Origin of the sequence: Halorubrum sp. Atlit-26R (assembly GCF_003666015.1) — an archaeon.
Taxonomy (GTDB): Archaea; Halobacteriota; Halobacteria; order Halobacteriales; family Haloferacaceae; genus Halorubrum.
Window position 1 is genome coordinate 175084 of record NZ_QPLT01000006.1, and the last position, 26484, is coordinate 201567.

Consider the following 26484-nt stretch of genomic DNA (forward strand, 5'->3'; position numbering starts at 1 on the left):
CGACCGATCTCCGGACGTTTATTTCCGCCCGCCGCGAAGCGGGCCCGTGCGACGCTTCTCCGCCGAGTACCTCGAACACACCCGCCGCGGGATGTGGGATGACGGCCGCGACGCGCTCGCGGACCTGGAGCTGTCGAGCCGCGAGCGCGTCCTCGACGTCGGCTGCGGCACCGGGGAGCTGACCCGCGTGCTGGCCGCGGAGGCCGAGGGCGCGTCCGTGTACGGCGTCGACGCGGACCGCGACCTGTTGGCGGTCGCCCGCGACGCGAGCGACGACCGGACCGAGTTCCTCGCGGGCGACGCGACCCGGCTGCCGGTGAGCGACGACGCGGTCGACCTCGCGGTCTGTCAGGCGCTGTTGATCAACCTCCCGGACCCGACCGCGGCGGTCCGAGAGCTCGCCCGCGTCTCGAACGACCTCGTCGCCGCGGTCGAGCCGGACAACGCCGACGTGCGGGTGGCCTCGACGGTCGACGCCGAGGAGCGCTTGGAGCGCGAAGCGCGCGAGGCGTACGTCGCGGGGGTCGACACCGACGTGGCGCTCGGCGACCGGGTGCGCGAGGCGTTCGACGCGGCCGGGGTGGTCGACGTGCGCACCCGGCGCTACGTCCACGAGAAGCGGACCGAGCCGCCGTACGCGGAGGCCGCGCTGCGGTCGGCGGCGCGGAAGGCCTCCGGGGCGGGATTAGCCGACCACCGCGACGAGCTGGTGGCCGCGACCTCCGAGCGCGCTTACGACGACCTGCGCGGGCGCTGGCGCGAGATGGGCCGGGAGGTCGCGGCGGCGATCGACGCCGGCGAGTACGAGCGCGTCGAGTACGTCCCCTTCGACGTGACCGTCGGACGAGTGAACTGAGAGAGGAAACGTGAACCGGTGCGGTCAGGCGTTCATTTATAAGTTAGAGGGACGGGCACCGAGTGTGGTTTATAAATGGTTGCTGGCAGATCGGCGGCCAACACCTCCAAAGCCCCAGCCGCGAGGACTCGCGCGGCTTGTTGCGCGCCTCGCTCAGTCGCTTCGCTCCTTCGCTGCGGTGCTTACTGCGCCGTGCTTCGCCCTCGCGGCTGCCCCTTTGAGTCCCGCCCCGCACAGCCCCGCACCTCACGCCTCCCCAGCCTCGTCGCTGGCGGCTGACGCCGCCAGCGACTCCCTCGCGCGTGCTGCTCGGCCGCGAAGCGGCCTCGCAGGCACGCGCCACCGCACCGGCTTCTACTTATAAATAGCGTCACGGCGCGTCCGAATCAAACCATGTCGCCGCGGACCGAGGCCCCCTCCTGCTCGGCGCGCTGTTGTTTGAGCACGTCCGCGGCCGCGTTCGCGGCGTCCTCGTCGGCGCCGAGCATCCCGAGCGCGGCGGGCAGCGTCGGCATCGCCAGCGAGGCCTCGCGGAGGCGATCGAAGGCCTCGTCGTCGCGCTCGCCGTCGACCCACAGGCAGACGCCGCGGGGGTCGAGCACCTCCTCGTAGGCGTCGCGGGCGAGCGCCCCCTTCAGGCGCTGGCGAACGTTATCCTCGAAGCCCGCGTTACACACTTCGAGGTGGATCGGCTCGTCGTCGGCGACGAGCTCGGCCGCGAGACACTTCTCGGGCGCCGCGTACCCGTTGTCGCTCGTCCGCACGCGCTCCGGATGCGCCTCGGCCCACTCGGCGTCGACCGTCGTGCCGACGCCTTTCACGCCGTACTCGGCCTCGAACGCGGCGGCCGCGTCGGCGTCGCCGCCCATGATCACGTCCTTCGTGAGGTAGACGTCGAGCCGGTCGACCGGGTCGAGCCCGAGCGCGACGTCGCCGAACGCCCACACCTCGCGGACGGGCACCGGCATCGGCTCGCTCTCGACGCGGTCGACGAGCGACTCAAGGCGGTCGACGGCCCGTTCGCGTTCCATTGCCAGCGGGTACGCGGCGAGCGGGCAAACCCGTTACGCTCGGCCCGACTCACACGCGCTCCAGCCGGGCCGCCACGTCGTCCCAGTGCCCGCCCTTCCAGAACCACTGGCCGCACTCGGTACAGCGCCACCCGGGCCGGTCGGTCCCCACGTCGTCCGGGACGTAGTCGGGGCGGGCGAGCGAGGCGTCGCCGCGTCCGGAGCCGACGCGCTCGACCGGTCCGTTACAGTTCCCGCACCGCGTCGGCTCGTCGGCGAGCGCGACCGGGAACCCCGCCGCGTCGAGCTCGCGGAGCTGGTCGATCACGTCGCGCTCGGCGAGGAGGACGGCGTCGGGGGTCCCGTCGGCCGCGTCGGCGCGCGCCGCCAGCTCGCGGTCGCGGGTGAGCAGGGTCCGACCCTCGTCGGCCGCGGCCGCGAGGAGGCGGTCGTCGGCCTCGGCGTCCCGGTCGAGGGCGTACGCCGCGTCGTAGCCGCACAGTCGGAGGTAGGTGGCCAGCTTCCCGCACATGACGTCGAGGAGGACGGGCGGCTTTTCCTCGGTAGCGGACGGCGAGCCGTCGGGCGCGTCGCCGCCGTCGCCGTTCGTCATTCGAGCAGGAACGAGCGGAGCCCGTTGAGCGAGCGCGCGTTGAGCACGTTCGACGTCTCGGCCCACCCTCGCCGCGCCGTGTGGACCCCGTACCGGGCGTTGTCGAGCTCGCGCGGGGCGTGCGCGTCGGTGTTGACCGCGATCGTCGCGCCCGCCTCGACCGCGGCCCGCACGAACTCGCCGTCGGCGTCGAGCCGGGCGGGGTTCGCGTTCACCTCGATCGCGGTCCCGTTCGCGGCGGCCGCCTCGGCGACCGCCTCGACGTCCGGGTCGAGCCCCGGCCGCTCGTTGATCAGGCGCCCGGTCGGGTGGCCGAGGACGTCGACGTGCGGGTGTTCGACCGCGCGGACCAGCCGCTCGGTGCCTTCCTCCCGGTTCTGCCCGAGCGCGGCGTGGGGCGACGCGACGACCAGATCGAGGGCCGCGAGCGTCTCGTCGTCGGTCGCGAGCCCCCCGTCGGCGTCGATGTTGGCCTCGGTCCCGTGGAGGATCGGGATCTCGACCTCGTCGGCCGCCTCGGCGACCGCCGCGGCCTGCGCCTCGATGTCGGACTCGTCGAGGCCGACCCCGCCGACCATTCCCGGCCCGGTCGCGTGGTCGGTGACGACGTGGTAGTCGTAGCCACGCTCCTCGGCCGCCCGCGCCATCTCGGCGATCGAGAAGGCGCCGTCGGACCAGTCGGTGTGGGTGTGGAGGTCGCCGCGGAGTTCGCCCTCGTCGACGAGGAGCGGGAGTCGCCCCTCGGCGGCCGCCTCGACCTCGCCGCGGTCCTCGCGCAGTTCGGGCGCGACCGGGTCCATGTCGAGCGCGCGGTACACCTCGTCCTCGCTCTCGCCCGCGACGCGCTCGCCGGCTCGCGTCGAGTCGGTCTCCTCGCCGTCTCCGCCGTCTCCGCCCTCAACGTCGCCCTCGTCGGCGTCTCCGGAGGGGTCCTCGTCGAGGTCGCTCACGTCGAAGAGCCCGTACTCGTTCAGCTTGAGCCCGCGGTCGATCGCCCGGTTGCGGACGGCGACGTTGTGCGCCCGCGACCCGGTGAAGTACTGCAGCGCGGCGCCGAACTCGTCGGGGTCGACGATACGGAGGTCGACGCGGGTGCCGTCCGCGCGCACGCTCGCCTTCCCGGTTCCGGCCTCGATCGTCGCGTCCGCGGCCTCCCAGTCGGTGAACGCCTCGACGATCGGCTCGCGCTCCTCGCTGGCGACGAGGAGGTCCACGTCCCCGATCGTCGCCTTCCAGCGCCGGATCGAGCCGCACACCTCGGCTGATTCGACGGGGTCGAGGTCGGCGAGGTACGCGAGCGCGTCGTCCGCGAGCGGCCGGGCGTCGCCGAGGCGGGTTCGCTGGCGGGACTCCCGGGCGAACGGAATGTTGTCGAGGACGTTCTCCTCCGTCTTGGCGCCGAACCCGGACACCTCCTGGATCTCGCCCGCCTCCGCGGCGGCCTCCAGCTCGTCGAGGTCGGTGACTCCGAGCGCGTCGTACAGCGACCCGACCGTCTTCGGGCCGACGCCCTCCACCGCGGTCAGCCCGGCCATGTCGACCGGGAGCTCCTCGCGCAGGTCGTTCAGCTCCTCGATCTCGCCGGTCTCGACGTACTCGACGATCTTCGCCGCGATCGCGTCGCCGACCCGGTCGATCTCGGCGACCGCGTCCTCGCCGTCGGCCGCGAGCCCCTCGATCGGCGCGGGGTGGTCGCGGACGTTCTCGGCCGCCCGTCGGTAGGCGGTCGGCTTGTACTCGACGCCCGTCGCCTCGAGGAGGTCGGCGAACTCCTCCAAGCGGGTCGCGACCTCGTCGTTCCGGCTCATGCCGCGACCGTTCGACGGCGCGGCACTTATACCGCCGGCCGAACGCCCGACGGCCGGCCCGCGGCGGCCCGCCGGTCGCTTATGTTGTCGGCGGCCGAACCCCGTTCCATGTCGACCGACGACCGCGACGACCGCGATCCCGGCGACCGAAACGTGTTCGGCGGCGAACTGGTCCCGTGCGGCGACGATCCCGTCACGGGTTACCTCCGCGACGGCTACTGCCGCGACGTCGACGGCGACGTCGGCGAGCACACGCTCTGTGCGGTCGTGACGGCCGAGTTCCTTCGGTACAGCCGCGACCGCGGCAACGACCTGATCACGCCGCGCCCCGAGTTCGACTTCCCCGGGCTGGAGCCGGGCGACCGCTGGTGTCTCTGCGTCGGCCGGTGGACGGAAGCGGCCGAGGCGGGCGTCGCCCCGCCGGTCGTCCTCGAGGCGACGAACGAGTCCGTGCTGCGGGCGGTCGACGCCGACCGGCTCCGCGAGCACGAGTTCGACCCGGAGGCGTTCGAGCCCGAGAGCCTCGACTGAGCGCGGGCGCCGCGGGAGGACCGGCGACCAGTTACTCCGTCACCCAGAGCCCGGCGGCGACGACCGCCGCGAGCCCCATCGACCCGGCGAGCAGCGCGAAGGCGGGCCGGAAGCCGACCGCGTCGGCGACGATCCCGACCGCGCTCGGCGCGAGCGCGCCGGCCCCCATGAGCAGCGTCCGGACGACACCGAGCCCCCCGCCCGCCAGCCGCTCCGGGAGCAGCTCCATCAGGTAGGCGCTGCGCACCGGCTGGAACCCGTGCGAGCCGAGCCCGAAGAGAGCGACGACGACGGCGGCCGCGACGGCCCCGACGCCGAGGCTCGGGAGCGAGACGAGCGCGACGAGCGCCGCCGCCGCCAAGCCGAGCGTGCCGACCATCACGGGGAACCGCCCGACGCGGTCGGAGAGGTCGCCGGTGACTAACTGGACGAACGTCACCGCGAACACGAGCGAGTACAGCAGGTTCGCGGTCGCGGTCGGGAGCTCTGCGGCCTCGGAGAGGTACAGCGGGAGGAACGCGACGAGCCCGTTGTGCGCGAAGGAGAACCCGACGGTCACCAGCACGAACGCCGAGAACCGGGGGTTTCGGAACAGCCGGAGGTACTCGCGCGTGTCCGGGTCGTCGCCGTCGCTCCCGGTCGCGCCGGTCGCCGCCGGCGAGCCGGAGAGCCGGACCGCGGTCGCGACCGCGAGGCCGACCGCGAGGACGCCGGTGAGGAGGAACGGGGCGCGCCAGTCGGCGCCGGGGAGCCGCGCGAGGACGGCCGCGAGCGCGGGCGGCGCCGAGAGGACGGCGACGACGACCGCGGGCGCGGCGACCCCGCCCATCGCGCCGAGCGTGTCGTGCGCGCCGAGCATCCGCCCGGTGCGGGCGGGGTAGACGCGGGCGATCAGCCGCACCGAGACCGTCTTGTGGACGCCGGTGCCGGCCCCGATGACGAGCATCGCGGCGACCAGCGCGGCGAAGGGCGCGTCGAAGACGACGGCGAGCGACCCCGCGCCGGCGACGAGCGCGCCGGCGACGATCACGCGCACCGGGCCGAGGCGGTCCGCGACCGCGCCGCTCGGGAACTGGAGGAGCGCGTACACGATCATGAACCCGGTGAACGCGGTCCCGACGACGGCGTTGCTCACGCCGTAGGCGCCCTGGATCGACTCGAACAGCGGGGGGAAGAGGTAGCGGACGAACTTCCCGAGGAACCAGACGAGCGAGACGAGGATCAGAGCGTCGTACTCGCCGATCCGGTCCCGAGCCATCGACAAGCCGTAGCCCGGTCACCCGTATAAAGGGCCTGAAGCGCTCGGGGACTGCCGGTAGGGATCGATTTTGTCATCTCGGTTTCCGCGGTGGCGCGTGCCGACGAGCGCCCAGCGGGCGCGAGTCGCACGCGCGAGGGAGTCGGCCGACCGGAGCGAAGCGGAGGGAGGCCGACGAGGCTGGGGAGGTGTGAGGTGCTGTGCGGTCGCAGTCGGGGAGGGCTCAAAGGGGCAGCCGCGAAGCCGCAGTAGGCGACGTAAGCACCACAGGGAGCGAACGGAGTGAGCGACTGAGGAGCGCAGCGAGCGTACTGCGGCTTCGCGGCTGGGGCTTTGGAGGCAGTCTCCGCCGAGCCGCAGTCACCGAATTACAAGCGAGCGACTGGAGATTCGGAATAATTCGCCGTCGTCCGCGCGGGCGACGACTTGGGATCAGTTCGCGAACGAGACGTTATTTAAAACGGCCCCTTCCCGCCGCCCATCATGTCTCCGAGACCGCCGCCGCCCTCGCCGCCCATCTTCTTCATCATGCGCTGCATGTCGCCCTCGCCCATCCCCTGGAACTGGCCGATCGTCTCCTCCATCATCGAGTGCTGTTCGAGGAGCTGCTGGACCGTCTCCTCGTCGGTGCCCGAGCCGCGTGCGATCCGCTCCGTGCGCGACTGGCCGACGACGCGGGGGTTCTCTAACTCCTCCTCCGTCATCGAGTCCATGATGCGCTCGAAGCGCCGCATCCGGTCTTGGGTGACGTCCATCGCGTCGTCGGGCAGCTCGTCCATCATCCCGCCGCCGAGCCCGGGGATCATGTCCATCACTTGGTCGAGCGGCCCCATCTTGTTCATCGCGTCCATCTGCCGCTTCATGTCCTTCAGGGTGAACTCCCCCTTCAGCATGTCCTCCGGGTCCCAGTCCTCGTCCTCCTCCTGGGTCTCCTGCATCGCGCGCTCGACGCGCTCGGAGAGCTGCTTGAGGTCGCCCATCCCGAGCAGCCGCGAGATGAACCCCGAGGGCTCGAAGCGCTCGATGTCCTGGACCGTCTCCCCGGTGCCGAGGAAGGCGATGGAGGAGTCGGTCTCGTTGACGGCGGTGAGCGCCCCGCCGCCCTTCGCGGTGCCGTCGAGCTTGGTGATCACGACGCCCTCGATGCCGATCGACTCCTCGAACTGGCGGGCCTGCTCCTTCGCGCCCTGCCCGATCGCGGCGTCCAAGACGAGCAGCGAGCGGTCGGGGTCGACGACGCCCTCGATCTCCTCGATCTCGGCGATCAGGTCGTCTTCGAGCGCGTGGCGCCCCGCCGTGTCGACGATGTGAACGTCGGCGTCGGCGGTCTCTTCGAGGCCGGTCCGCGCGATGTCGACCGGGTCGTCGTTGTCGGGGTTCCCGTAGAAGTCGACCTCGGCGCGCTCGCACATCTGCTTCGCCTGGTCGTACGCGCCGGGCCGGAAGGTGTCCGTCTGGATCACCGCGGGGCGGAGCCCCTTCTTCGAGAACCACCACGCCATCTTCGCCGCGGAGGTGGTCTTCCCCGACCCCTGGAGGCCGGCCAGCAGGATCGTCTGGTTTTCGAGGGGGAGCTCCGTCGAGTCGCCCACCAGCTCGACCATCTCCTCGTAAACGATCTTGAGGACGTGGTCCTTCGCGGTGGTGCCGCCCGGCGGCTCCTCTTCGAGCGCGCGGGACTTGATCGAGTCCGACAGCTCCATCACGAGGGAGACGTCGACGTCGGCGGAGAGGAGGGAGCGCTGGATCTCCTTGACGATCTCCTCGACGTCGCTCTCGGAGAGTCGGGACTTCCCCTGGAGCTTGTCGAGGCTGCTCCGCAGGGACGTGCCGAGGTCGTCGAGTACCATTTGCCGGAGATAGGCGGGCGACGCGGTAAAGCTTTGTTCGTCGGCGGGCGCAGAATACGTTTCGAGAGTGTAGTCAGTGGGGAATGCTTTCTACACGCTCGTCGACCGCTTATAAATAGCCGACTACGGATCGGCGGCGAACACCTCCAAATTCCCAGCCGTTTACGTATAAAGGATTGCTGGCAGATCGGGTCGCGTTAAGTTAGTATCAACATCGCTTCAGTCATGCGATTTTATAGAAGTATTTTCGAATGATGTAGCCGATCGCGTTCTGTGGATCAACGGGAAGGAGAACTGAGAAGGCAGATCTGGTTCTTCGCGGAGTTACTACCTATTTTGAGTTTATAACTCAGCTTTTCCGAACTCGGCGAATACTCCCGCTGTCTTGCGTTTCTGCGTAACTTAACGCGAGGGCAGATCGGCGGCGAACACTTTCAAAGCCCCAGCCGGGGGGGCGGCGCACGCTCGCTGCGCTCCTCAGTCGCTCACTCCGTTCGCTCCCTGCGGTGCTTACGTTGCCTGCGCCGCCCCCCCCGGCTGCCCCTTTGAGTCCCTCCCCGTACCGCTCCGCACAGCGCCTCACGCCTCCCCAGCCTCGTCAGCCGGCCTCCGCTTCGCTCCGGCCGGCTGACTCCCTCGCGCGTGCTCCTCGCGGCCGCCGGGGGCGGCCGCTCGCAGCCACGCGCCACCGCAGAATTATTTAAATAAGGCTTGGGACCCAAAGCCGACCATTCTCCGCTGTCTTCCCACCTCAGACCTCTTCCGCGATGTACCGCTCGATCCGCGTCACCAGCTCCGGGCGGAACGTCCAGAACCCGTCCCAGACGTTGGGCTCGTCTTCGAGCGCGAGCAGCGCGACGTGGTCGCCCCCGTCGCCGCCGTCCAGCGGCGTGAACACGACGAACCACGACCGTCGGTACGGGTACGAGGTCCCGGTGTGGACCGTCACGGGGAGCCCCGACAGCGACTCCACGTCGCCGACACCGTACACGTGTACGTCGACGCCGGTGCCGGCGACCCGCTCGTACACGTCCCGGGTGCCGCGCTCGTCGTCGATCCGCGAGAGTCGCTGGAACGAGGCGCGAAGCGTGCCGCCGCCGTGCTCGGCCGCGATCCGCTCGATGACGCGCGAGACGACGATGAGGAGGAGCTTCTCCTTGTTCGAGGCGGGGTAGCCGCGCACCCGAAACGGGACCTCGTCGAGCCCCTCGAACACGGCCGGCAGCGCGACCTCGTCGAGCTCGATCGCACCGGACTTGTACAGGTCCGAGTTGATGAGCAGCACCGATTCGAGCAGTTCGTCGAGGGTCGAGCGCGCGACGACCGAGCCGTCCTCGACGAGGGCGACCACGTCGTCGTCCGCCGCGGTGTCGGCCTCGGCCTCGCTGACCGAGACTGGCTGGCCGTCGAGCAGCGAGTCCAGCAGGTTTCGGACCGGGTCCGGCGACGACCGGTTCAGGAGGACGAGGTGCCGGTCCGGCGCCTCGAGTTCGTCGAAGAACGAACGGAGCGATTCGGCCATGGGCGTTACTCCGGCCGAGCGAGACAAAGTCCTTACTCCCGGCCGCGCTCGTCGACGAGCCGCGCGCCCGCGGCGTCGATCCGACAGACGTCCGGGTCGTAGCCCGCGTCCGAGAGCCCGGTCCCGAGCGCGAAGACGGTACGGCCGAGCATCGCCATGGCGGCGCCGAGGTCGTCGGGCGACCCGGACGATTCGGGCGAGCCGCCGTCAGCGCCGACCGCCGCGATCGCCTCGGCCACCCCGGGGACGAGCAGGTCCGCCTCGCGGGCGAACCCCCGGGCCGCGTCCATCAGCGTCGGGAGTCGAGGGTCCGCGCGGAGGCGGTCCAAGGCGTCCTCGCCCGCCGCCGTGAGGGCGTCGGTGTCGCCGCCCAACACCGCCTCCGTCGACAGTTCGCCGAACGTGACGTACTCGACGCGGGCGGTCGCCGGGACGCCGTCGAGCTCGCCGACCCCCGGCGCCCCCGGTTCGAGGCGGACCGGAACCCCGCCGCGCGCCTGCGCGACCACGTCGCCGAGGCCGGTCCCGCGGCCGACCTCCGCGGCGTGGGCGATCCGGACGAGCTCGTTCTCGGACCGGCCGCGGTCGAACGCCTCGTTCGCGGCGAGGGCGGCCCCCAGCGCCGCGGCGCCCGAGACGCCGAAGCCGGCGCCGATCGGGAGGTCGGTCTCGACGGCCACGTCGGCGCCGCGCGCGTCGAGTTCGGCGAGGACGTCGTCGACCGCGCCGATCGATCCGGGCTCGCCGTCGATAGTACGGGACCCGGTCCCGTCGCTCGCGGCGTCGCCGTCCGCGCCGTCGCCGTCCGGACCGTCGCCGCTCGTCGCCGCATCGGTCTCGCCGTCCGCCGTCGACGCCCGAACGGTCACGCCGTCGGTGAGGGTCAGGCCCGCGCCGCGCGACCCGGCGACCGCCGGATCGTCGGCGGGGTGCGCGCTGAAGAAGGCGGTGACGTGGCCCGGGACGAACGCGGTCGCCCGCTGGCTGCTCATGTGGCCGCCGACGAGCGGGCCGCGATTAACGGTTGTTATCCGGGCCGAGTCGGTCGGGGAGGCGACCGCCGCGCGACGGCGACGACACCGCAGGCCTAAGTACCGGCCGGCCGAACCGCGGCCGTATGCGAAGCCAGTTGCGCCCCGTCCTCGCCGCCCTGCTCGCGCTGGTGTTCCCGGGGCTCGGCCACCTATCGTTACGCCGATGGGGGCGGGCGCTGCTGTGGCACCTGACGATCGTCGGCGGCGGGGTCGCGCTGTTCGCGCTGTACGACGTCGAACCGGTCGACCCCCTCGCCGACCCCGCGGCGGTGTCGGCCGCGGTCCCCACCGACGTGGCGCTCCCCATCGTCCTCCTGTCCGCGCTGTCGGCGCTCGACGCGTACCTCGTCGGGCGGGCGGGCGGACGCCGCCGAGCGCGACCGCGTCGACGCCGCCACCGAGGCGATGCGGCGGCGGGCCGCGAACGCGGACGGCGACGACGGACCGGGAGGGGGTCGGTCCCCGCCGGCCGCGGCCGGCGACGGCGAGGACGGGGAGACGCTAGAGGTGACCTGTCCCAACTGCGGCAAGGAGGTCGACGCCGACCTCGACTTCTGTCACTGGTGTACCGAGCCCCTCCCGTGGGCCGAGTCGGACGACCGGTGACGCGGGCGGCCCCGCCGGTACCGGGACAGCGTCACCCGCGGTAGTTTCTCACCGCTGATAACTGAGAGCCAACTATCATATAACCCCGCCGAGAGGGTTCGGGTACGGACGCGAACGACGGACGGAAACATGAGTCTGAATCCACGACGATACGACGTACGGGAGCTGCGCCGGATCGCGGACGCGCCGCGAGACGGTGCGGACGGAGCGCCTCGGGAGCGGGCGCTCCGGCGGCCGAACCGGAACCGGGCCGAGCAGGCGGCGCGCTCGGCCGCGTTCACGGAGCTGCTCCAGCGTCAGCGTGGTGCGCGGCTGAACGGGGGCGGGCCGGGAGAGAAGCCGTACCTGACGGCGATCCCGGCCTCGCCCGCGGCGGAACGCGAGATCGGCGAGTGGCTCGGCTACCTCGTCGACGTCGGCGGCCACGTGCGGAGCCGGGACGCGCTGTCCTACTACGGCGAGATCGACTGGGTCGGCGACGACGCGGTCGCGGCGCTGACGCGCCGCCTCGAGGGGTTCGACGCCCCGACGCGCGACCGGCCGTTCATCCCCGCGGACCACCGGATCAGCCTCGTCTCCATCGTCCGGATCGCTTCGTGTGCGAGTGACCAATGAGCGACGACGAATCCACGGACATCAACGAATCGGACGAATCGGCGGCGGTCGGCGTGAAACTCGGCAGCACCCGGACGGTACTCGACATTCCCGACGGTCGGGGCGGCCGCGAGCGCCACTCGATACTGACCTGCCTCGCGACCTACGAGGACGCCATCACCGGCGAGGAGAAGGTGCTGTTCGGCGAGGAGGCCGCGGTGGAGTACCCCGACCGCGTGCGCTTCATGCTGCGGTCGGGGCTCCCCGAGGACGACGACAGCGTCGCGGACGCGGAGCGCTTCTTCGAGGCGGTCGTGGACGCCCACGACGTGCCCGAGGACAGCGCGGTCGTCTACGCCGTGCCGACCATCGACAACGAGGCGGGCGTCGAGAACCTCAAGTCGGTGATCGAGGGATCCGCTATCGGCGATGTCGAGACGCGGAGCTACCCCGAGTCGCTGTGCGGGGCGATCCCCGCCTACGGCGACGATCTCGACGCGATCGACGAGGTGTTCGTCTCGGTGAACCTCGGCTCGACGACGATGGAGGCGTGCGCCTACCGGCGCGGCGAGCAGCTCTCGCCGTTCTCGACCGGCTCGGTGACGGGCAACGAGGTCGACCGCCGGATCGTCGCCGCCGTCGAGGAGGAGACCCAGGGCCGGGTCCACATCGACCGGACGACCGCCCGGGAGTACAAAGAGCAGCACGGCGACGTGTACGACTTCGACCCGTTCACGGACGTCGTCCAGCAGCCCGGCGGCGGGAGCCACGAGTTCACCGTCGACCGCGGCGTTCAGGAGCCGATCGACCGCTACATCGACGAGGCGGTCGACGTCGTCGCCAACGAGTTCCTCCCCGAGCTCGCGAACGACCACATGAAGCCCTACCAGCTGGCGCTCGGACGCCCGCTCGCCGTCACCGGCGGCATGGCGTGTATCCCCGGGCTCACCGAGGAGTTCGAGAAGCGCCTCAGCGAGGAGCTCGACCGCGAGGTCGAGGTCGTCTCCCCCGAGGAGCCCGCGCTCGCGGCCGCTGACGGCGCGGCGCGCATCGCGGCGCGGCTCGTTTGAGCGGCGCGCGAGCGGTTCGGGTTTTTATTATTTTTAAATCCAACAGCGGCCGATCCGCGCAACTCGGCTCGGGACCGATGCGGTGGCGCGTGCCTGCGAGCGGCCGGCAGGCCGCGAGCAGCACCGCGCGAGGGAGTCGGTCGCCCGAAGCGAAGCGAGGGCGACCGACGAGGCTGGGGAGGTGTGAGGTGCGGTGCCGTGTGGGGCGGGACTCAAAGGGGCAGCCGTGAGGGCGGCGCACGCTCGCTGCGCTCCTCACTCAGTCGCTAGCGCTCCTTCGCTGCGGTGCTTGCGTCGCCTGCGCCGCCCTCACGGCTGGGGCTTTGGAGGTGTTCTCCGCTGATCCACAGTCGGCTATTTATAAGCGAGCGGCTGGGGCTTTGGCGGTGTTCTCCGCTGATCCACAGTCGGCTATTTATAAGCGAGCGGCTGGGACTTTGGAGGTGTTCTCCGCCGATCCGCAATCAACGATTTATAAACGATCCGCCGCCACGTCGGCGACGCTCACACCCGACCCACTGCCCGCTATTTATACCTCGAAGAGTCGCTCGGCGTCGTCGGCCTGGCGTCGGTAGATGCCGCGGCCCTTCAGCCGCGGTACCTCGTGGCGGTGGAGCCGCTCCGCCTCGGTGTCGTACACGAGCGGGAAGACGTTCGTCCGCCGCTTCGCGACCGTGAACCCGGACATCGCGTCGAGCAGCGACGGGTCGGGGCCCGGAACCGCGAACGTCACGTACCCGATGGGCGTCGGCGCCTCGCCGCCGTCGGCGCGTTCGGGGCGGGCGTCGATCCGGTCGGCGACCACGTCGCGGAACGACGCCGCGACGTCGACGAGCTCCGCCGCGTCGAACCCGTTCGCATCGGTTTCGTCCGTCCCGACGAGCGTCGCCACCACCGCGACCTCGCCGAGCGTGTCGTCCGTCTCGCGGGTCGACCACAGGCGGTCGAACTCGGCCGCTCCCTCGTCGACCGACTCGAAGCCGTGGTCGCGCCGGTTCGAAGCGACCGCGTCCCGGTAATCGCTGATGTCCATAGAAGGGCCACGACCCGCATGGTAAAAAATAACATAGGTGGATCGGAGGCGGCGGGCGTCCGTCGTGGCGAGGCCGGTGCGACACCCGAGAGCCGTCGAAGTGACACCCGAGAGCCGTCGAAGTGACACCCGAGAGCCGTTGGAGCGGCCGCCGGACGACCTTCGGTCACTCGAACGTAGCCCTATATAGCCCTCTTAGGAACCGTTATCAGAGCCCGCCGGAACGGTCGCGTATGAACGACGACGTCGTCACGTTCGGGTTCGTCTGCGTCCAGAACGCCGGTCGCAGCCAGATGTCGGCGGCCTTCGCGGAGCGCGAGCGCCGCGAGCGAGGCCTCGGCGACCGCGTCGAGATCGTGACCGGCGGCACGCACCCGGCCGACGAGGTCCACCCCGAGGTCGTGGAAGCGATGCGGGAGCTCGACATCGACCTCGCCGACCGCGTCCCCCGGGAGGTCTCGACCGCGGAGCTCGACGCGTGCGACGTGGTCGCCACCATGGGGTGTTCGACGCTGACGCTGGCCGACGGCGTCGAGGGCCGCGACTGGGCTCTCGACGACCCCCACGGGCAGGACGTCGAGCGCGTCCGCGAGATCCGCGACGAGATCGAGGGACGCGTCCGAGATCTCTTCGACGAGTTCTTCGGCGAGGCGTAGGCGCGGTGAAAAGAAGGCTATTTATAAATAGTGTTTGTGGCTGATACGAACGCGCTCCTCCTCTCCCTGCTCGCTCCCTCCGGCCGCTCCCTGAGGAAGGAGACTCCGCGCTACCGCTTCAGTTGAACGTGCCGACCCATCGCGAGCACGCCCATTGTCGGTGGGGGGTTATACAGTCGGCCAAGTAGCGCGTGCGTATATTCCACTAGAGGCCAAATACCAATACTGCCGTAACACATCCCTACGGTCGGACTATGCAGAGACTCGAGTGCCCCATAGACGGATGTAGCGCGACCATCGAAGCTGAGACTGAACAAGAGGTCATGGCTCAAGCCGAAGAGCACGCGAACAGTTCACACCCCGATCTTGAACTGGACGACGAAACCGTCGAAAACATCAGATCGAGTATTATACAGGTCTGAGGGAAGGGACTGTACTGGTCGAAGCATCGGTCTCCTGTATCGGCCGATCCGACCGGCTGGCTTTCACGGAACACCTGTGCGAGGGACGCGCTCTGTATTCAGCACGTCTCCAAAAACATCTCTCCGATTGAGGACTTCAACAGAGCCGATTCACACCATTTTGGTAGTAGTCCCGGGCGGATTCGAACCGCGGTCACTCCGCTTCGCTCCGTTCCCTGCTTCGAATCCGTGGTCGGGACTATTCGTCCTCACTTCGTTCGGAGAATAGTCCCGGGCGGATTCGAACCGCCGTCAATGGCTGACTTCGGGCATCCGGCGGGCGTTCCGTCAGGAACGACCGACAGCCGCGCGTGAGCCGCAGACGCGGACGGATTCCCTCCAAAGGCCATTATGATTGGCCACTACACCACGGGACTGCGATTCCGGCTAACCGGCGGGCACTCAAGTAGGTTACTCTCCGCGGCGCGTCGAGAGACCGTCTCCCGACTACGCCCCCTCCTCGATCCGGTCGAACCGCTCCTCGAAGTTCTCCCGGCAGGAGCCGCAACAGAAGTGGTACAGCGTCCCGTCGATCCGGGCCGACTCCCCCTCCGCGGTGACCGTGTTGCCGCACTCGACGCACTCGACCGCGAGGTCCGCGTCTCCGACCGCGGGCGACCACTCGTGGGCGTCGAGCGGGCGCACCGACAGCTCGGTTACGCTCTCTAACCCGACCGCCTCGTCGACGAGGTCGCGAGCGGTCCCCTCCTCGACGCGCGCGACGACCGTCACCTCGCCGTCGGCGGTGAGGAACGCGTGCTCGACGCGCTCGTGACCCGCGACCGCCTCGTGGACGCGCTCGGCGTCCGCGGGCGCGACGGCGAGCGTGGCGAGGACTCGCAGCCCGTCGGAGAGCGCGTCGCCGTCGATCCGGAGCGTGAACCCCTCTATCACCCCGACCTCGCGGAGCCGGTCCACGCGGTCCGACACCGCGGGCGCGGACAGGTCCACGCGCTCGGCGATGTCGCTGTACGGCCGCCGCGCGTCGGCCAGCAGCAGCCGCAGGATCTCCCGGTCCGTCTCGTCGAGCGTTCGCATGACCGGGCGTTCGACCGGCGCGGGCAAAAGCGGTCCGGCGAGCGGAGGACGCGAAAACCACCCCGGGAACCGGTCGCTCACGGGGGCGACGGAAAGGCAGTTGTGCCCGCGGCGCCAATCGACGCGCATGACGACGATAGACGTCGACGGCATGTCGTGTACCGGCTGCGAGGACAACGTGACCGACGCGCTCGGCGAACTGCCGGGCGTCGAGTCCGCGAGCGCCGACCACGAGGCGGGCACCGCGACCGTCGAGGGCGACGTGGACGTCGACGCCGTCGTGGCCGCCATCGAGGACGCCGGCTACGAGGCGTCGGCGTAAGCGAATCGCTGCCCCTTTTCGGGCCGAACGCGCTCGCGGAGACATGGACACCGTACTGGTCACCGGGAGCGCGGGCGGCGTCGGCGCGTGGACGGTCGACGCGCTCGCCGACGCGGGCCGCGAGGTGGTCGCCGTCGACCGCGACGCGCCGCCGAGCGACGACCGCCGCGACGACGTGGAGTACAAAGGGGCGGATCTCACCGACTACGGGGAGACGCGCCAGGTGTTTGAACTACTGAGCATATTCATCGCTTTCGCCGTGGACAGGTCCTCATTCCAGTGGCGGTTCACAAACGTACATCCGATCGCCCTTGAACACGGCGTAGCGTTCCTGATTGGGATCGTACACTACCCGTTCACCCGCATCTGCAGCGACATTGACGAGGTCAACGAGCGACGACATTTCGATAGCACCCGAATCAGGAAGGTCGGGTTGTACAGAGAGGGATCCGACCGAGATCCACTCGGAATACTCTGAGTGAACCAGTTGATCGCGTTCCGTTGGCGACAGCGTGATCTGCTCGCGACGACGTGCGACGACGAGACCGCCGAGACCAGCCGCACTAAGGATCACCACGACCGGTCCGCCAAGGCGTCTAGCAGATGAGTACTCGCGTGTGGTAGTGATCGCCCGCGTTTGACGGCTGGTGTTCGTCACCTCTCCTGGGTCATTAACGACGAATGTATCACCGTCTGGAATTAACCGAAGCTCATCCGTGAATTCACGATTAACTGGCTGGCCGTTAATCTGGCCGGTTATACTGGTCTGTGCCTGTACGATCACGACCGGGTCGCCAGGTGTCTCACCAAATGTTTCCTCGACGCGTTCGAGCTGAACTCGTGTCTGGTTCATGTCGAACTCGAACTCGGTGGTCGCAGTCCCTCCTGGCTCGACCTCATCCGCAGTAACACTCCCGACATCGCGGGTCCGCTGCCAGAGGGCAGTCCCGTCGCTGCGGCCTTGAACGGTTGATTGAAGCCGAACATCTATATCGATATTGCCATCGTTACTTGCGGCGTATTGGAACCGATACTCGCCTGAGAGAACCGGTGAAATGAGTGGAAAGTACGCCCGCTGGTTTTGTAGACGCTGTCCCGTGTCGTATACTGGATTGTCTCCGGTGACCGTTGCGCCGTGGTCGAACGTCGCGGTCCGGCTCCACTGTGAGACGACTTCAGTTTCGGTCTGTGTTTCTGGACTCACGTGGGTCGTATAGCTAACCCACAGACCGGCCGTCATCAGCAGGACGAGAAGGCCGATGATGAGCACGTACTGGGTATCGATCGTATCCCGGATCCGCAAGAGAAGTTTGTCATCGGACTCACCGACCGCGTCGGTCATCGTCTGGGCCCTCCGAACAGACGGCTCGGACCGGAGCCCGCACCGGGTGAGCCGCGAATCCGCGGACGATTGCTGACGAACCGTACAGCGAGGAGAAACGGGATCGCCAGAACCGCGTCAAGAACGAGGATCGGAGCGAGCGGGCTGAACTCATAAAGGGTCTTGATAAGCGACGCAGGCATCACGAGCGGATACCGATACTCTTGGACGTACCGTCTGTACGCGCCCGTTTCAGGTGGTGCCGACAAACGGATCGTGGCGTTCGCCGAGTCAGTCGGTTGGATACGACCGGTACCGGTTCCGTTGAGTACCTGTACGCCGTCACTGGCCGGTTCGACGTAGTATTGAACTGGAAAGACCGTCCCGCCGGGTACTCGATACGTAGTCGTTTCTGTCTCGCCTGCGGCGATGACGCTCGGACCGGGTAAGTCGGCTTCAGCGCTTACGACCTGGTATTCGGTCGGCCCAAACGGAGCTAGGGCGCTCGCGGTCGCCGTTACGAGGACGACCGCTCCACACAGCAGGATGATTTCACGCGGTCCGATCGACAATCTCTGCCCGCTGTCGTGTCCGGGCGCACGGTCCCGGAGTGACGCCCGTTCCAAACGTCCGCCGCCACTACCGCTGGCCAACAGCACGACTAGGCCAGCGACACCAGCACCTATCCAGACGTGAGTCGGGATGCGTTGTTGGAGTCCGCCGCCGGCACTCCGAATCGCGACCGCGGCCGTTCCGAGTTCTGGAACAGTAACAAGATTGCCGGCGACGCGGACGCCGACGGCGACGACCTGCGGATCGCGAACCGGCGGCTCTCCGGCCGACTGGTCGGTGAACGGGTTCGCGTCACCCTGTGTCACGTATCCGCGATCGGTCTCACCGACGACACGGTGAGTGGTCAGGCCACCGCCATTCACCTGTTCTGCCCGGTAGACGATGACATCACCGGACGACGGTGAACCAACAACCTCGGGCGGTAGCGAAACGAATCCGTCGCCGGGCTCGAGCGTGGGCTCCATACTCCCCGTTTCGACGTATCCGAGCAAGACCGGCTGTCCGACTAGCTGTCCGGCAAGAAGGGTGACCGCAAAGAGGATGACGAGAGCCTCAATCAGCCGCTCTGCTGTTACCCGCATTCATCGTGGAACTATTATCACAGTGATATAAAAGTTGCCGATGTGGCGAATCCACGGAAAGCTAACCCAATGCGGGCTTCCGGATCGTGAACTATGAGAACACCCGTCGACCTACAGGGAGAATTATCAACACGACAATTTAGAGGGTGACACTTTACAGCGTTGGTGGTAACTTCGCGGTATGGGGAGGTCTCTACGCGAAGGGGTGCGGTTGGGCGCGCTCGCCGACGCGTGTCTGGTTGTCGGTCCCCCGGCACTCTATCTGCTCGTGTTTCTCGCGCCGAGCGAGACGCGACTCGCACTGTCGCTATCACACGCGGCGCCGAGTTTCTATTCGTTGTACACGTCCCATTTCGTCCACTTTACCGTGGCACATTTGACAGCGAACGTTGTCGGGTATCTCATCGCCACGATAGTCGGATATCTCCTCGCACGGACCGCCGGTGCTCGGGGGCGCTACCGCATCGCGCTCTTCGTTATCGTCACCGTCTTGCCACCAGTGTTATCCGTTCTTAACCTCGCAATCTCACGTCCGAGCATCGGATACGGCGCGTCGGGGGTAGTGATGGGTACGGTCGGTCTCGTTCCGGTGTTCGTGTTCGTCTACCTACATCACCGGCCGAGAATCGGTAGCAGCGTCGAGGACGCACCCGTTCTCTTCTTCTGCGGATTCGCAGTCGTCGGTGTCTCAGCGCCGATCGGGTGGCTCGGTGTCGGTATAAGCGCGGCGGCGCTCCTCTCTGCCGTGCTGTATGGTATCGACGTCCGGATAGACTTCGGGTCGCTCGCGGCGCTCCCGCCGGGACACCTCGAACTGCTCGTCGCCGGGGTAATAATCGGGGTCGGTTACCCGGCCGTGGCGTTTCCCTCGGACCCGTACGTCCAAGGCGGGCTGGTCAACCTCTATGTCCACCTCCTCGGCTACGCGTTTGGATTCATCCCGGCGTACCTCACGCCCAGTGTGGGGAGTAACGTACTGGTTACAGTCTCGAAGGCGTGGCGGCCTTCCGATTCATCGATAGAAGACGGCAGGTGACGGCGACAGCGATCGCAGCGTTACGTGCCGCGCCTCACTCTCGCCGGCGGATGCGGATGAAGCCCACCGCCGCCAAGATGGCCAGCACGGCCGCAATCACGAGGGTCGGGAGGAGACCGATGCCTCCGAGCTCGCCGTCCGGCGGCTGGTCGTCTGGGGCCGCCGCGCCGTCGGCGCCGTCGATGTCATCGGATGTATCGCCGTCGTCAGCGTCGTCAGCGTCGTCAGCCGGATTGTCGGCACCGTCGTCCACGTCATCGGCCGGATCGTCGGCACCGTCGTCCACGTCATCGGCCGGATCGTCGGCACCGTCGTCCACGTCATCGGCCGGATCGTCGGCACCGTCGTCCACGTCATCGGCCGGATCGTCGGCCGGATCGTCGGCACCGTCGTCCACGTCGTCGCCGCCACCGTCACCACCGTCACCGTCGGGATCCAGCGTCGGCGCGTCGGGGTTCACCGTCACCGCGAACGGCGAGAAGCCGGGCGTCTCGGCGACGAGCGTGATCGCGCCGTCGCCGGTGTTCTCGACGGCCGTGGGGAGCGTCTCCCACGCCGTGCCGTTGTACCGTTCGAGCGCGAGGTCGGAGGCCGGGGTCCCCGCTGGGACCGCCGAGGCGTCGGTCTCGACCGTGACCGTGGCGTCGACGTCTGGGTTGGCCGGAACCGAGATGTCGGCCGCGCCGACGACGGCCGACCCCTGCGGCGAGTTGCCGTCGGCGGCGTCCGCGACGGACTCCGGGGCGAGCGCGCGGACGGCGACGTCGCCGCTAGCCCCGCCAGCCAGGTCGGCGGTCAGCGACTCGATGGCCGGGTCGTCGCTCCCCGAGACGGTGTTCGGGAGCGTGATCGTCTCGCCGGAGCCGGCGGTCTGCGGCGGGCCGCGGACTACGACCTCCCGGGTGACCGAGTCGGAGCCGTTGGGCGCGCGCGGGGCGGTCTCCTCGACGGTGAGCGTCACGTTGTACGTCCCGGGGTCGGTGAAGGTGTGGCTCTCCTGCGGACTGGCATCGCCCGCGATCGTCCCGTCGTCGAAGTCGTAGGCGTACGCGATCGCGTCGCCGTCGCTGCCGGTGGCGTTGAACGTCACGGGCTCGTCGACGGTGGGCGTGCCCGTCTCGACCGCGAGGACCGCGTCGGCGATCTCGCTGACCTCCGCGACGACCGTCAGGGAGAGGTCTGTGGCCTCGAAGCCCTCACGAGTGTCGACCTCGAACCCCACCGGGGCGGACTCGCCGGTGTCGAGCCGGACCGCGTTGTCTTGGCCTTCGATCGGCGTGCGACCGCCGGGTGCGGTTCCGCGATAGAAGTCGAAGTCCTCTGCGGCCCCGCCCTCGTCGCGCACGTAGACGTACGCCTGCCGACCCTCAGCGTCGCCGGCGGTGTTAGTGTTGACCACCAACAAGACTCGGTCGAAGTGCGTGAGCGCGTCGGCCGGGAGGCTTCCGCCCGGCACGGCCGCGTCGCCGTCAAGCTGAATCGAGACCTGCCCATCGTCGCCGACCTGAGCGTACGCGCCGTTCGGCCCGTTTGCGGGCTGGATCGCAACGCCCTCGCCAATCTCGGCGGCCTGAGTGCTCGCGAGGGGTGCTGCGGCTCCGAGGAGGGCGAGCAGGGCGAGCGCGGCGACGAGGGGGCGGGCGTTCAAGGGTATGCTAAATTTGGTCGTTTATTCGGATTCTGATACGCCGATTCATCAACACTCACTACACGGTATGAACGCTAGACATCATCCGGATCGGCAAAGTCGATTCCAAGCGAATCGGCTTGTCCACCACCCGAGCCGATGAAGACAGTACCCTCAACGGTCACCATACCATCTGCTGGCACGTCGGTAAACTCAAACACCTTGAGCGGGCCCGACGTAGCCATCTTGTATCCACTCACTTCAGCATCTGCTCCGTTGATACTGAGATCTTTCACAGCAACCTTATTATTTCGGCTAATCAGGTTGACCGCGATATCAACCGTCGAAGGAACACCGTCGGGGAACTCCGTGTCCCCGTTCAGGTCGCCATTGGATCCCTCGCCGTCAGTCACGTCCTCATCAGTAACTGTTGCGCCGGCGGCGTTTAGTTCAACCGTATTGGCGCCGGGATCCAATGTGACGGTAAAGTCCGTTTCGCTACCGCTCAGCGATTCGTCAATTGGAGCGTTGTTCCCTCCGGTGGCCCCGTGGATCTCCAACTCGTCGAAACCGCCCCCGCTGTCGGCTATCAGATTGGCATTAAGGGACTTGTTAATTGAGATCGGAGAGAAATTTCCATCATTTTGGAAATTAGCGGTGATACCGTCACCACCGATAGTGTCGATATCACCGTCGACCTGAGCAGTCTTGACATCGTTCTCCTCAAGGATAGCGTTCAACTGGTCCTCGGTGCTGGTTTCGCCGTTGATTTCGTCCGGAGGTCCGTTGACGCCGACCTTGATTTCGGCGTTCCCGTTGCGGTTGGCGTCGTGGTTCTCAACCAGGTTGTTCTCGATTACGAAGTCCTTCGTGTCGCCGGAGTCGGTCTGGGCGTAGGCCCAAATACCCTCATCGATAACGCCGTTCACGTAGTTGTTCGTGATTGTAACTGTTCCACCGGCCTCCTTGTCGACAGCAATCGGACCGTTCGTCACCTCAGAATTAGTAACGGTTGGGTCCTGCCCTTGAAGATCCACCAGAGGGTCTCCATTGCTATTGTCCGCATTGTTTGGTGAATTAACTGTAACACCCTCAATGGTCACTCCATCACCTGACGCGAGGATACCTTGCTGGACATTTGGTCCGATATCGGCATCAGCCTTGAGAGTCAGATTCTGGAGTGTCACATTGTCACCCGAGGCTTGTATGAGATTTTCGACGGTATCACTGCTTGGGAGGTCCTGCGTGCCGTCAATAGTCGGCGTCCCTTCGAAGCCGGTGATAGTGACGCCGTCGAGATCGATATCGATAAGCGAAGATGGCGTCAACGGACTGCTACCAGCGTCGCCGCGAATCCCGATGACCGCTCCGGCCCCGCTCTGGTCGTCGTTCCGAGCTGCTTGGAGCGCAGACGCAATCGTCGCGTGCGTGTTGTCCTCAGCCGGCTGGCTGCCACCGCTCTCTGCTGCCGTCGGGTCGACCACGTACTGCGGCTCGGGAACGGTCTGCTCTGGCGCGGAGGCGCTTGCGTCCGCGTACAGAGTTGCCCTATCGAGCAACTGCCCGCTCACGTCATTGTTGAGCGTATCGACGGTCATCCCCACCACAACCTGCTCGCCGACCGCGAGTTCGGCCGAGTTGTCCGGGCCTTCAAGCGACTGCCCGCTCCCGCTGAACCCGTCTGCTGACCCGCTGACTCGGAACGTCACCGCGTCGCTGTCGTCCTCGAAGTAAACGCTGACCGGCTGTGAACCCTGATTGACAACCCGGAACAAGTCTTCGAGCTGTGTGACCGCGTCTTGGGTGACTCCCTCTCCTGGGCCGCTGTTGTCGCCGTCGAGTTCGAGTTCGACCGTATTGTCACCGCTCTCCGTGTTTACGTACTCGTCCGCATTTTCGCTGCTAAGCGGTTGGATCGCAATGAACGAACTCTGATCGCCCGCAACGCTGACGTCAACGTTACGCTCCGCCTGCACGCTGGTGAACGCCTCTGTGCCAAAGGCCGCGCTCCCGCCCGCCGCGGCCGCGCCGATGCCGATGAGTAGCTTTCGCCGTCTCATGCTACACCCGACCCTGTGGGCGGACACCACTTCGTTTTCGGTTCGTTGAAACGTCGAAACGAGTGGTTTCGATACGACAACCGCTCGGTGAGACCGCGTAACGAGTCGTTTACGCGGACTGAAACGACGCACGGCAGGGGTGTCACCCGAGACGCTTGGCGAGGAATGCGTGTTTTGATAGCTTCGCTAATGTCTCCCAAAAAATACAAAAATGATATATATTCTGTTGAGGGACATTAAGATGTCTTGATGAACCTGTCTTCCACCGACTGGTTGACGTCGGGTGCCGGCGTTGAGCTGGAGGAGGAAGTGGTCTTCTCCGTGTTGTCGAACCGACGTCGGCGGTTCGCGCTGCATGCGCTCTGCCAGCGCGGGGACGCGGCCGACCTCGGCTGGCTGGCCAAGCGAGTCGCCGCGTGGGAGGCGGGCGTCTCTCCCGCCGAGGTGGACTCGGACACCCGGAAGTCCTGTTACGTGTCGCTCCAGCAGAGCCACCTCCCGAAGATGGACAAGGCCGACATCGTCTCGTTCGACAAGCGTGCCGGCGTCGTGCGTCCGACGCCAGCCGCCGAGGAACTCGACATCTACTTCGACGTCGTCACCGAACCCGAGATCCCGTGGCACGGCTACTACCTCGGTCTCGCGGCGGTGGGCGCCGCGCTGTTGACGGCGCTGTGGACCGATGCGATGCTGTTCAGTGCGCTGCCCGACCTCGCGTGGATGGCCTTCCTCGTCGCCGCGCTCGTCGTCTCCGCGCTCGCACACACGTATTTCGCCCGGCGCAGAAAGCTCGGCGGCGACGGTCCGCCGCCGGAGGTGGAAGGGTGAGACACCGGCGGCTGATACTCGCGCTGTTCGTCCTCGCGACGGTGATCACCGGGACCGCCGGGTACAGCGCGATCCAAGCCGAGCGGTCGGTTGACGTCACCGTTGCCGACGACGAGAACGCCTACCTGGCCGTCGAAAATACGAACGATTCGATCGAGACCGGATCGACAAGGGGCGTACTCCGCGTCACCAATCAGTTCGGCCGAGAAGTCGATCTGACTGTTGACGACGTCGAGACGACCGGGAGTGTCGAGTACGACTCGGTGGGTGGAACGAATAGCGACGTGACTCTTCACGCCGACGAAGATGAAGAGATCAAAGCGTCGTGTACGGGGACCAGCGACGGGAAGCTAGAGGTGATGTTGTTCGTCGAGAGTGATGACAAAGAGCTCTCTGTCAGGACGATGCAGGTTGTTGATATCAGCTGCGAGTCCACGTGAGAAGGCCGAACGCCCCAGGATATCATAACAGGCTGAGCGTTCCAAATTTTGACCGAAAGCAGTTCGACGTGGGGCGTGACAGCCAGCACCGACCTGCTCTTTTCGCGCGCCGCCGCCGAGTCGAAACTTCCGCCGCTCAGAGTTCCCGCCACTCCGTCGGCTCCGGGTGCGCGACGCGGACCTCCCGGGCGTCCTCCGCGCGCCGCGTCTCGACTATCGCCTCGAACAGCGGAGCGAGTTGCGCGACCACGCAGTCGCCGTGTGCCGATCCATCGAGCCCGGCGACGACCGGGCAGTCCGACGCCGTGGCTTTCTGGACCACGACGTGGAGGAACCGGAACACGGCCGACGCGTCGGCGTACATCAGGAGCGGCGAGACCGTGTCTATCCCCACCGCGAGCGTGCCGTCGTCGCGCGCGTCGAGGAACTCCGTGAATGTGGTCCCGACCGAGGTGGGGTTGCTCGGGTGCTGGGCGTACTTCGTGTGCGGTCCGTCCGACGGCGATCTCCCGACCGCGCCAGTGACGCAGTCGACGATGAGGGGCGTCGGCTCGCCATCCGACCCTTCTGGCGTCTCGTCTGGCGCCGCCGACTCGCGGCCGACGATCCGCCGGTGCGTCCGGCGCGCGCTCTCCGCCGGCTGCCGCGTTGAGACGACGAGCGTGGTCCCGTCGCGGTCGTGGAGGAACTCGTGGACGACCCGCCGTTGACCTGACAACACTGAGCCATCGACGAGTACGGAGTCCACCTCGGGAACGGGGACTGTCATCTGCCCGAAAACATTGAATAACCGATAAATGAGTATGACGCACGGGGACAAGCACTATATAAATCGGGTGTAACCGTCGTCGGCTCCGAACGAGCCCTCCGCAGGCAACCGGGCGTCGTTCAGTGCGTTCGAACCGAGACTCAGTCGTCGCCCAGACGATACGCGCCCGACCGATGTTCGATGTCGTAGATCACCACGACCTCTCGATCGCGATCAGCGTCAGCTCCGAGGCGAAAATCACCGATACGGATCTTCCCGTGCGGAACGCCGGAGAGCGGTTCAACGTATTCGGGTGGATCCCGCCACTCGTCGGTCACGATGTCGTCGAGCTTCGAGACAATACGCTGCTGTATCGCCGTATCGAGCCCCTCGAACGCTCGTGTGGCGGGCGGCCGGAACTCCCACGTCCAGTCGTCACTCCTCGTCATCGATCATCTCGACGACCTCGGCGCGAGAGACGGTCTCACTCTCACCCTTCCGCATCGCGTACTCCTCAGCGGCGATGCTCGCCAACATATCGCGTGACGCGCCCGGGTTCTCTGTCGCGTCCCGGACCGCGTGCCGGAGGAACTCGCTTCGAGACGTGTATCCCTCTTCCTTCCAGGCCGCGTCGATCTCCGCCAGTTGGCGTTCGGTGACACGGATGTTGATCGTCGTCGTCTCGGGGTCGTCGATATCGCTATCGTTCGTACCCGTTTCAGACATACGTGTGTATTGTCTCTGCGGTAATATAATACTATCCAGTTGAAGATCGCCGTCCTCAATGTTGGGACAGCTAATCCCGCGGTGTTAAGTTAAGGAAGAGGCGGGACGAGGATTCAGTGCTCTATGCCGAAAACCGCCCGCCTCACCGAGTGTACCGAGTGGATCGACTTGGAGTTTGTGGAGCGAGAGCGGACACCCCGCGAGATCATTGAAAAGGGTATTCGCCACCATCTTGCTGGACTATCACTTTCGAATACAGTTATTCTTCTTGAGGAATTGGGT

26 protein-coding genes, 1 tRNA gene and 3 pseudogenes are annotated in these 26484 nt (G+C 67.2%); 13 read left to right on the forward strand and 17 right to left on the reverse strand.

The window, feature by feature from the left end; all coding sequences use genetic code 11:
* Positions 1–46 precede the first annotated feature (46 nt).
* Positions 47–856 carry a class I SAM-dependent methyltransferase gene (locus tag DVK07_RS08880; protein ID WP_121596711.1) on the forward strand — a complete coding sequence of 270 codons (810 nt, stop codon included), beginning with the start codon at positions 47–49 and terminating at the stop codon, positions 854–856.
* A 386-nt stretch (positions 857–1242) separates the two neighbouring features.
* Here DVK07_RS08880 and DVK07_RS08885 read toward each other — a convergent pair whose 3' ends face one another.
* Genes DVK07_RS08885 through DVK07_RS08895 form a run of 3 tightly spaced genes read right to left on the reverse strand, consistent with a single transcriptional unit; the run spans position 1243 to position 4287 of the window.
* A complete protein-coding gene (locus DVK07_RS08885; protein ID WP_121596712.1) occupies positions 1243–1887 on the reverse strand; it encodes a hypothetical protein in 645 nt (214 codons plus the stop codon).
* 49 nt (positions 1888–1936) lie between these two features.
* Positions 1937–2479 carry a Mut7-C RNAse domain-containing protein gene (locus DVK07_RS08890; protein WP_121596713.1) on the reverse strand — a complete coding sequence of 181 codons (543 nt, stop codon included), beginning with the start codon at positions 2477–2479 and terminating at the stop codon, positions 1937–1939.
* Positions 2476–4287, reverse strand: a complete 1812-nt coding sequence (locus DVK07_RS08895; protein WP_121596714.1) for a helix-hairpin-helix domain-containing protein — start codon at positions 4285–4287, stop codon at positions 2476–2478. Before DVK07_RS08895 ends, DVK07_RS08890 begins: the two co-directional genes overlap by 4 nt.
* A 108-nt stretch (positions 4288–4395) precedes the next feature.
* Here DVK07_RS08895 and DVK07_RS08900 point away from each other — a divergent pair, with 108 nt between their 5' ends.
* Positions 4396–4818, forward strand: a complete 423-nt coding sequence (locus DVK07_RS08900) for a DUF2237 family protein (protein ID WP_121596715.1) — start codon at positions 4396–4398, stop codon at positions 4816–4818.
* 31 nt (positions 4819–4849) lie between these two features.
* On the opposite strand, the gene DVK07_RS08905 is transcribed toward DVK07_RS08900, so the two are convergent.
* From DVK07_RS08905 to DVK07_RS08920, 4 genes are all read right to left on the reverse strand, one after another.
* Positions 4850–6076, reverse strand: a complete 1227-nt coding sequence (locus DVK07_RS08905) for an MFS transporter (RefSeq protein ID WP_121596716.1) — start codon at positions 6074–6076, stop codon at positions 4850–4852.
* A 455-nt stretch (positions 6077–6531) separates the two neighbouring features.
* Complete coding sequence (locus tag DVK07_RS08910; protein ID WP_121596717.1) at positions 6532–7926, reverse strand: signal recognition particle protein Srp54; 1395 nt, start codon at positions 7924–7926, stop codon at positions 6532–6534.
* A gap of 751 nt (positions 7927–8677) precedes the next feature.
* Complete coding sequence (locus DVK07_RS08915; protein ID WP_121596718.1) at positions 8678–9448, reverse strand: DICT sensory domain-containing protein; 771 nt, start codon at positions 9446–9448, stop codon at positions 8678–8680.
* Between the two features lie 32 nt (positions 9449–9480).
* Positions 9481–10440, reverse strand: coding sequence for a pantoate kinase (locus DVK07_RS08920; RefSeq protein ID WP_121596719.1), 960 nt, complete (start codon positions 10438–10440; stop codon positions 9481–9483).
* Between the two features lie 125 nt (positions 10441–10565).
* Between DVK07_RS08920 and DVK07_RS08925 the strand changes: the two are divergent.
* The 3 genes and pseudogenes from DVK07_RS08925 (at position 10566) to DVK07_RS08935 (ending at position 12752) form a co-directional block, all read left to right on the forward strand.
* Positions 10566–11088: pseudogene (locus DVK07_RS08925) on the forward strand (zinc ribbon domain-containing protein).
* 129 nt (positions 11089–11217) lie between these two features.
* The gene (locus DVK07_RS08930) at positions 11218–11703 is read left to right on the forward strand and encodes a FlaD/FlaE family flagellar protein (protein WP_121596720.1); all 486 of its coding nucleotides are present in this window, start codon (positions 11218–11220) and stop codon (positions 11701–11703) included.
* Complete coding sequence (locus DVK07_RS08935; RefSeq protein WP_121596721.1) at positions 11700–12752, forward strand: cell division FtsA domain-containing protein; 1053 nt, start codon at positions 11700–11702, stop codon at positions 12750–12752. Before DVK07_RS08930 ends, DVK07_RS08935 begins: the two co-directional genes overlap by 4 nt.
* 529 nt (positions 12753–13281) lie before the next feature.
* Here DVK07_RS08935 and DVK07_RS08945 read toward each other — a convergent pair.
* Positions 13282–13785 (reverse strand): hypothetical protein, encoded by a 504-nt coding sequence (locus tag DVK07_RS08945; RefSeq protein WP_121596723.1) that lies wholly within the window; start codon positions 13783–13785, stop codon positions 13282–13284.
* Between the two features lie 233 nt (positions 13786–14018).
* Between DVK07_RS08945 and DVK07_RS08950 the strand changes: the two genes are divergently transcribed.
* Positions 14019–14441, forward strand: coding sequence for a low molecular weight phosphatase family protein (locus DVK07_RS08950; RefSeq protein WP_121596724.1), 423 nt, complete (start codon positions 14019–14021; stop codon positions 14439–14441).
* Between the two features lie 254 nt (positions 14442–14695).
* Entirely contained in the window at positions 14696–14863 is a 168-nt protein-coding gene (locus DVK07_RS24190) for a DUF1059 domain-containing protein (protein WP_121596725.1), read from the forward strand.
* A 265-nt stretch (positions 14864–15128) separates the two neighbouring features.
* Here the strand turns inward: DVK07_RS24190 and DVK07_RS08960 are convergent.
* Positions 15129–15279: transfer RNA gene (locus DVK07_RS08960), tRNA-Gln, on the reverse strand.
* A 70-nt stretch (positions 15280–15349) separates the two neighbouring features.
* Entirely contained in the window at positions 15350–15940 is a 591-nt protein-coding gene (locus tag DVK07_RS08965; RefSeq protein WP_121596726.1) for an AsnC family transcriptional regulator, read from the reverse strand.
* Between the two features lie 127 nt (positions 15941–16067).
* Between DVK07_RS08965 and DVK07_RS08970 the strand changes: the two genes are divergently transcribed.
* Both DVK07_RS08970 and DVK07_RS24320 read left to right on the forward strand, forming a co-directional pair.
* Entirely contained in the window at positions 16068–16262 is a 195-nt protein-coding gene (locus DVK07_RS08970) for a heavy-metal-associated domain-containing protein (RefSeq protein WP_007344879.1), read from the forward strand.
* A 43-nt stretch (positions 16263–16305) separates the two neighbouring features.
* Positions 16306–16542, forward strand: a pseudogene (locus DVK07_RS24320) (NAD-dependent epimerase/dehydratase family protein); the annotation flags it as partial.
* On the opposite strand, the gene DVK07_RS24325 reads toward DVK07_RS24320, so the two are convergent.
* Together DVK07_RS24325 and DVK07_RS08980 are read right to left on the reverse strand one after the other, a co-directional pair.
* Positions 16534–17604 carry a DUF5305 domain-containing protein gene (locus tag DVK07_RS24325; RefSeq protein ID WP_158603131.1) on the reverse strand — a complete coding sequence of 357 codons (1071 nt, stop codon included), beginning with the start codon at positions 17602–17604 and terminating at the stop codon, positions 16534–16536. The pseudogene DVK07_RS24320 and the gene DVK07_RS24325 sit on opposite strands and share 9 nt — an antisense overlap.
* Entirely contained in the window at positions 17601–18737 is a 1137-nt protein-coding gene (locus tag DVK07_RS08980) for a S26 family signal peptidase (RefSeq protein WP_121596727.1), read from the reverse strand. Before DVK07_RS08980 ends, DVK07_RS24325 begins: the two co-directional genes overlap by 4 nt.
* Positions 18738–18918: 181 nt before the next feature.
* On the opposite strand from DVK07_RS08980, the gene DVK07_RS08985 reads away from it, so the two are divergent.
* Positions 18919–19773: a rhomboid family intramembrane serine protease gene (locus DVK07_RS08985; protein ID WP_121596728.1), complete on the forward strand. Its 855-nt coding sequence runs from the start codon at positions 18919–18921 to the stop codon at positions 19771–19773.
* Between the two features lie 34 nt (positions 19774–19807).
* Here the strand turns inward: DVK07_RS08985 and DVK07_RS08990 are convergent, their stop codons facing one another.
* Together DVK07_RS08990 and DVK07_RS08995 are read right to left on the reverse strand one after the other, a co-directional pair.
* Positions 19808–21421 (reverse strand): PKD domain-containing protein, encoded by a 1614-nt coding sequence (locus DVK07_RS08990; protein ID WP_121596729.1) that lies wholly within the window; start codon positions 21419–21421, stop codon positions 19808–19810.
* A 74-nt stretch (positions 21422–21495) separates the two neighbouring features.
* On the reverse strand, positions 21496–23460 hold the full coding sequence (locus tag DVK07_RS08995) for a hypothetical protein (RefSeq protein WP_147441086.1): 1965 nt from the start codon (positions 23458–23460) through the stop codon (positions 21496–21498).
* 249 nt (positions 23461–23709) lie between these two features.
* Here DVK07_RS08995 and DVK07_RS09000 point away from each other — a divergent pair, with 249 nt between their 5' ends.
* Positions 23710–24288 carry a hypothetical protein gene (locus DVK07_RS09000; protein WP_121596731.1) on the forward strand — a complete coding sequence of 193 codons (579 nt, stop codon included), beginning with the start codon at positions 23710–23712 and terminating at the stop codon, positions 24286–24288.
* Between the two features lie 41 nt (positions 24289–24329).
* The gene (locus DVK07_RS09005) at positions 24330–24728 is read left to right on the forward strand and encodes a hypothetical protein (RefSeq protein ID WP_199719448.1); all 399 of its coding nucleotides are present in this window, start codon (positions 24330–24332) and stop codon (positions 24726–24728) included.
* 136 nt (positions 24729–24864) lie between these two features.
* On the opposite strand, the gene DVK07_RS09010 is transcribed toward DVK07_RS09005, so the two are convergent.
* The 3 genes from DVK07_RS09010 to DVK07_RS09020 form a co-directional block, all read right to left on the reverse strand.
* Positions 24865–25497, reverse strand: a complete 633-nt coding sequence (locus tag DVK07_RS09010) for a hypothetical protein (protein ID WP_121596733.1) — start codon at positions 25495–25497, stop codon at positions 24865–24867.
* 140 nt (positions 25498–25637) lie between these two features.
* The gene (locus DVK07_RS09015; protein ID WP_121596734.1) at positions 25638–25925 is read right to left on the reverse strand and encodes a type II toxin-antitoxin system RelE/ParE family toxin; all 288 of its coding nucleotides are present in this window, start codon (positions 25923–25925) and stop codon (positions 25638–25640) included.
* On the reverse strand, positions 25912–26202 hold the full coding sequence (locus DVK07_RS09020; RefSeq protein WP_121596735.1) for a ribbon-helix-helix domain-containing protein: 291 nt from the start codon (positions 26200–26202) through the stop codon (positions 25912–25914). Before DVK07_RS09020 ends, DVK07_RS09015 begins: the two co-directional genes overlap by 14 nt.
* A gap of 123 nt (positions 26203–26325) precedes the next feature.
* Here DVK07_RS09020 and DVK07_RS23595 point away from each other — a divergent pair.
* Positions 26326–26484, forward strand: a pseudogene (locus DVK07_RS23595) (IS6 family transposase); the annotation flags it as partial.

What these genes read in the sequence shown, in the direction of transcription:
- DVK07_RS08885 (WP_121596712.1), bottom strand. Translation starts at nt 1,887, where the DNA reads ATGGAACGCGAACGGGCCGTCGACCGCCTTGAGTCGCTCGTCGACCGC.
- DVK07_RS08890 (WP_121596713.1), bottom strand. Translation starts at nt 2,479, where the DNA reads ATGACGAACGGCGACGGCGGCGACGCGCCCGACGGCTCGCCGTCCGCT.
- DVK07_RS08895 (WP_121596714.1), bottom strand. Translation starts at nt 4,287, where the DNA reads ATGAGCCGGAACGACGAGGTCGCGACCCGCTTGGAGGAGTTCGCCGAC.
- DVK07_RS08900 (WP_121596715.1), top strand. Translation starts at nt 4,396, where the DNA reads ATGTCGACCGACGACCGCGACGACCGCGATCCCGGCGACCGAAACGTG.
- DVK07_RS08905 (WP_121596716.1), bottom strand. Translation starts at nt 6,076, where the DNA reads ATGGCTCGGGACCGGATCGGCGAGTACGACGCTCTGATCCTCGTCTCG.
- DVK07_RS08910 (WP_121596717.1), bottom strand. Translation starts at nt 7,926, where the DNA reads ATGGTACTCGACGACCTCGGCACGTCCCTGCGGAGCAGCCTCGACAAG.
- DVK07_RS08915 (WP_121596718.1), bottom strand. Translation starts at nt 9,448, where the DNA reads ATGGCCGAATCGCTCCGTTCGTTCTTCGACGAACTCGAGGCGCCGGAC.
- DVK07_RS08920 (WP_121596719.1), bottom strand. Translation starts at nt 10,440, where the DNA reads ATGAGCAGCCAGCGGGCGACCGCGTTCGTCCCGGGCCACGTCACCGCC.
- DVK07_RS08930 (WP_121596720.1), top strand. Translation starts at nt 11,218, where the DNA reads ATGAGTCTGAATCCACGACGATACGACGTACGGGAGCTGCGCCGGATC.
- DVK07_RS08935 (WP_121596721.1), top strand. Translation starts at nt 11,700, where the DNA reads ATGAGCGACGACGAATCCACGGACATCAACGAATCGGACGAATCGGCG.
- DVK07_RS08945 (WP_121596723.1), bottom strand. Translation starts at nt 13,785, where the DNA reads ATGGACATCAGCGATTACCGGGACGCGGTCGCTTCGAACCGGCGCGAC.
- DVK07_RS08950 (WP_121596724.1), top strand. Translation starts at nt 14,019, where the DNA reads ATGAACGACGACGTCGTCACGTTCGGGTTCGTCTGCGTCCAGAACGCC.
- DVK07_RS24190 (WP_121596725.1), top strand. Translation starts at nt 14,696, where the DNA reads ATGCAGAGACTCGAGTGCCCCATAGACGGATGTAGCGCGACCATCGAA.
- DVK07_RS08965 (WP_121596726.1), bottom strand. Translation starts at nt 15,940, where the DNA reads ATGCGAACGCTCGACGAGACGGACCGGGAGATCCTGCGGCTGCTGCTG.
- DVK07_RS08970 (WP_007344879.1), top strand. Translation starts at nt 16,068, where the DNA reads ATGACGACGATAGACGTCGACGGCATGTCGTGTACCGGCTGCGAGGAC.
- DVK07_RS24325 (WP_158603131.1), bottom strand. Translation starts at nt 17,604, where the DNA reads ATGACCGACGCGGTCGGTGAGTCCGATGACAAACTTCTCTTGCGGATC.
- DVK07_RS08980 (WP_121596727.1), bottom strand. Translation starts at nt 18,737, where the DNA reads ATGCGGGTAACAGCAGAGCGGCTGATTGAGGCTCTCGTCATCCTCTTT.
- DVK07_RS08985 (WP_121596728.1), top strand. Translation starts at nt 18,919, where the DNA reads ATGGGGAGGTCTCTACGCGAAGGGGTGCGGTTGGGCGCGCTCGCCGAC.
- DVK07_RS08995 (WP_147441086.1), bottom strand. Translation starts at nt 23,460, where the DNA reads ATGAGACGGCGAAAGCTACTCATCGGCATCGGCGCGGCCGCGGCGGGC.
- DVK07_RS09000 (WP_121596731.1), top strand. Translation starts at nt 23,710, where the DNA reads ATGAACCTGTCTTCCACCGACTGGTTGACGTCGGGTGCCGGCGTTGAG.
- DVK07_RS09010 (WP_121596733.1), bottom strand. Translation starts at nt 25,497, where the DNA reads ATGACAGTCCCCGTTCCCGAGGTGGACTCCGTACTCGTCGATGGCTCA.
- DVK07_RS09015 (WP_121596734.1), bottom strand. Translation starts at nt 25,925, where the DNA reads ATGACGAGGAGTGACGACTGGACGTGGGAGTTCCGGCCGCCCGCCACA.
- DVK07_RS09020 (WP_121596735.1), bottom strand. Translation starts at nt 26,202, where the DNA reads ATGTCTGAAACGGGTACGAACGATAGCGATATCGACGACCCCGAGACG.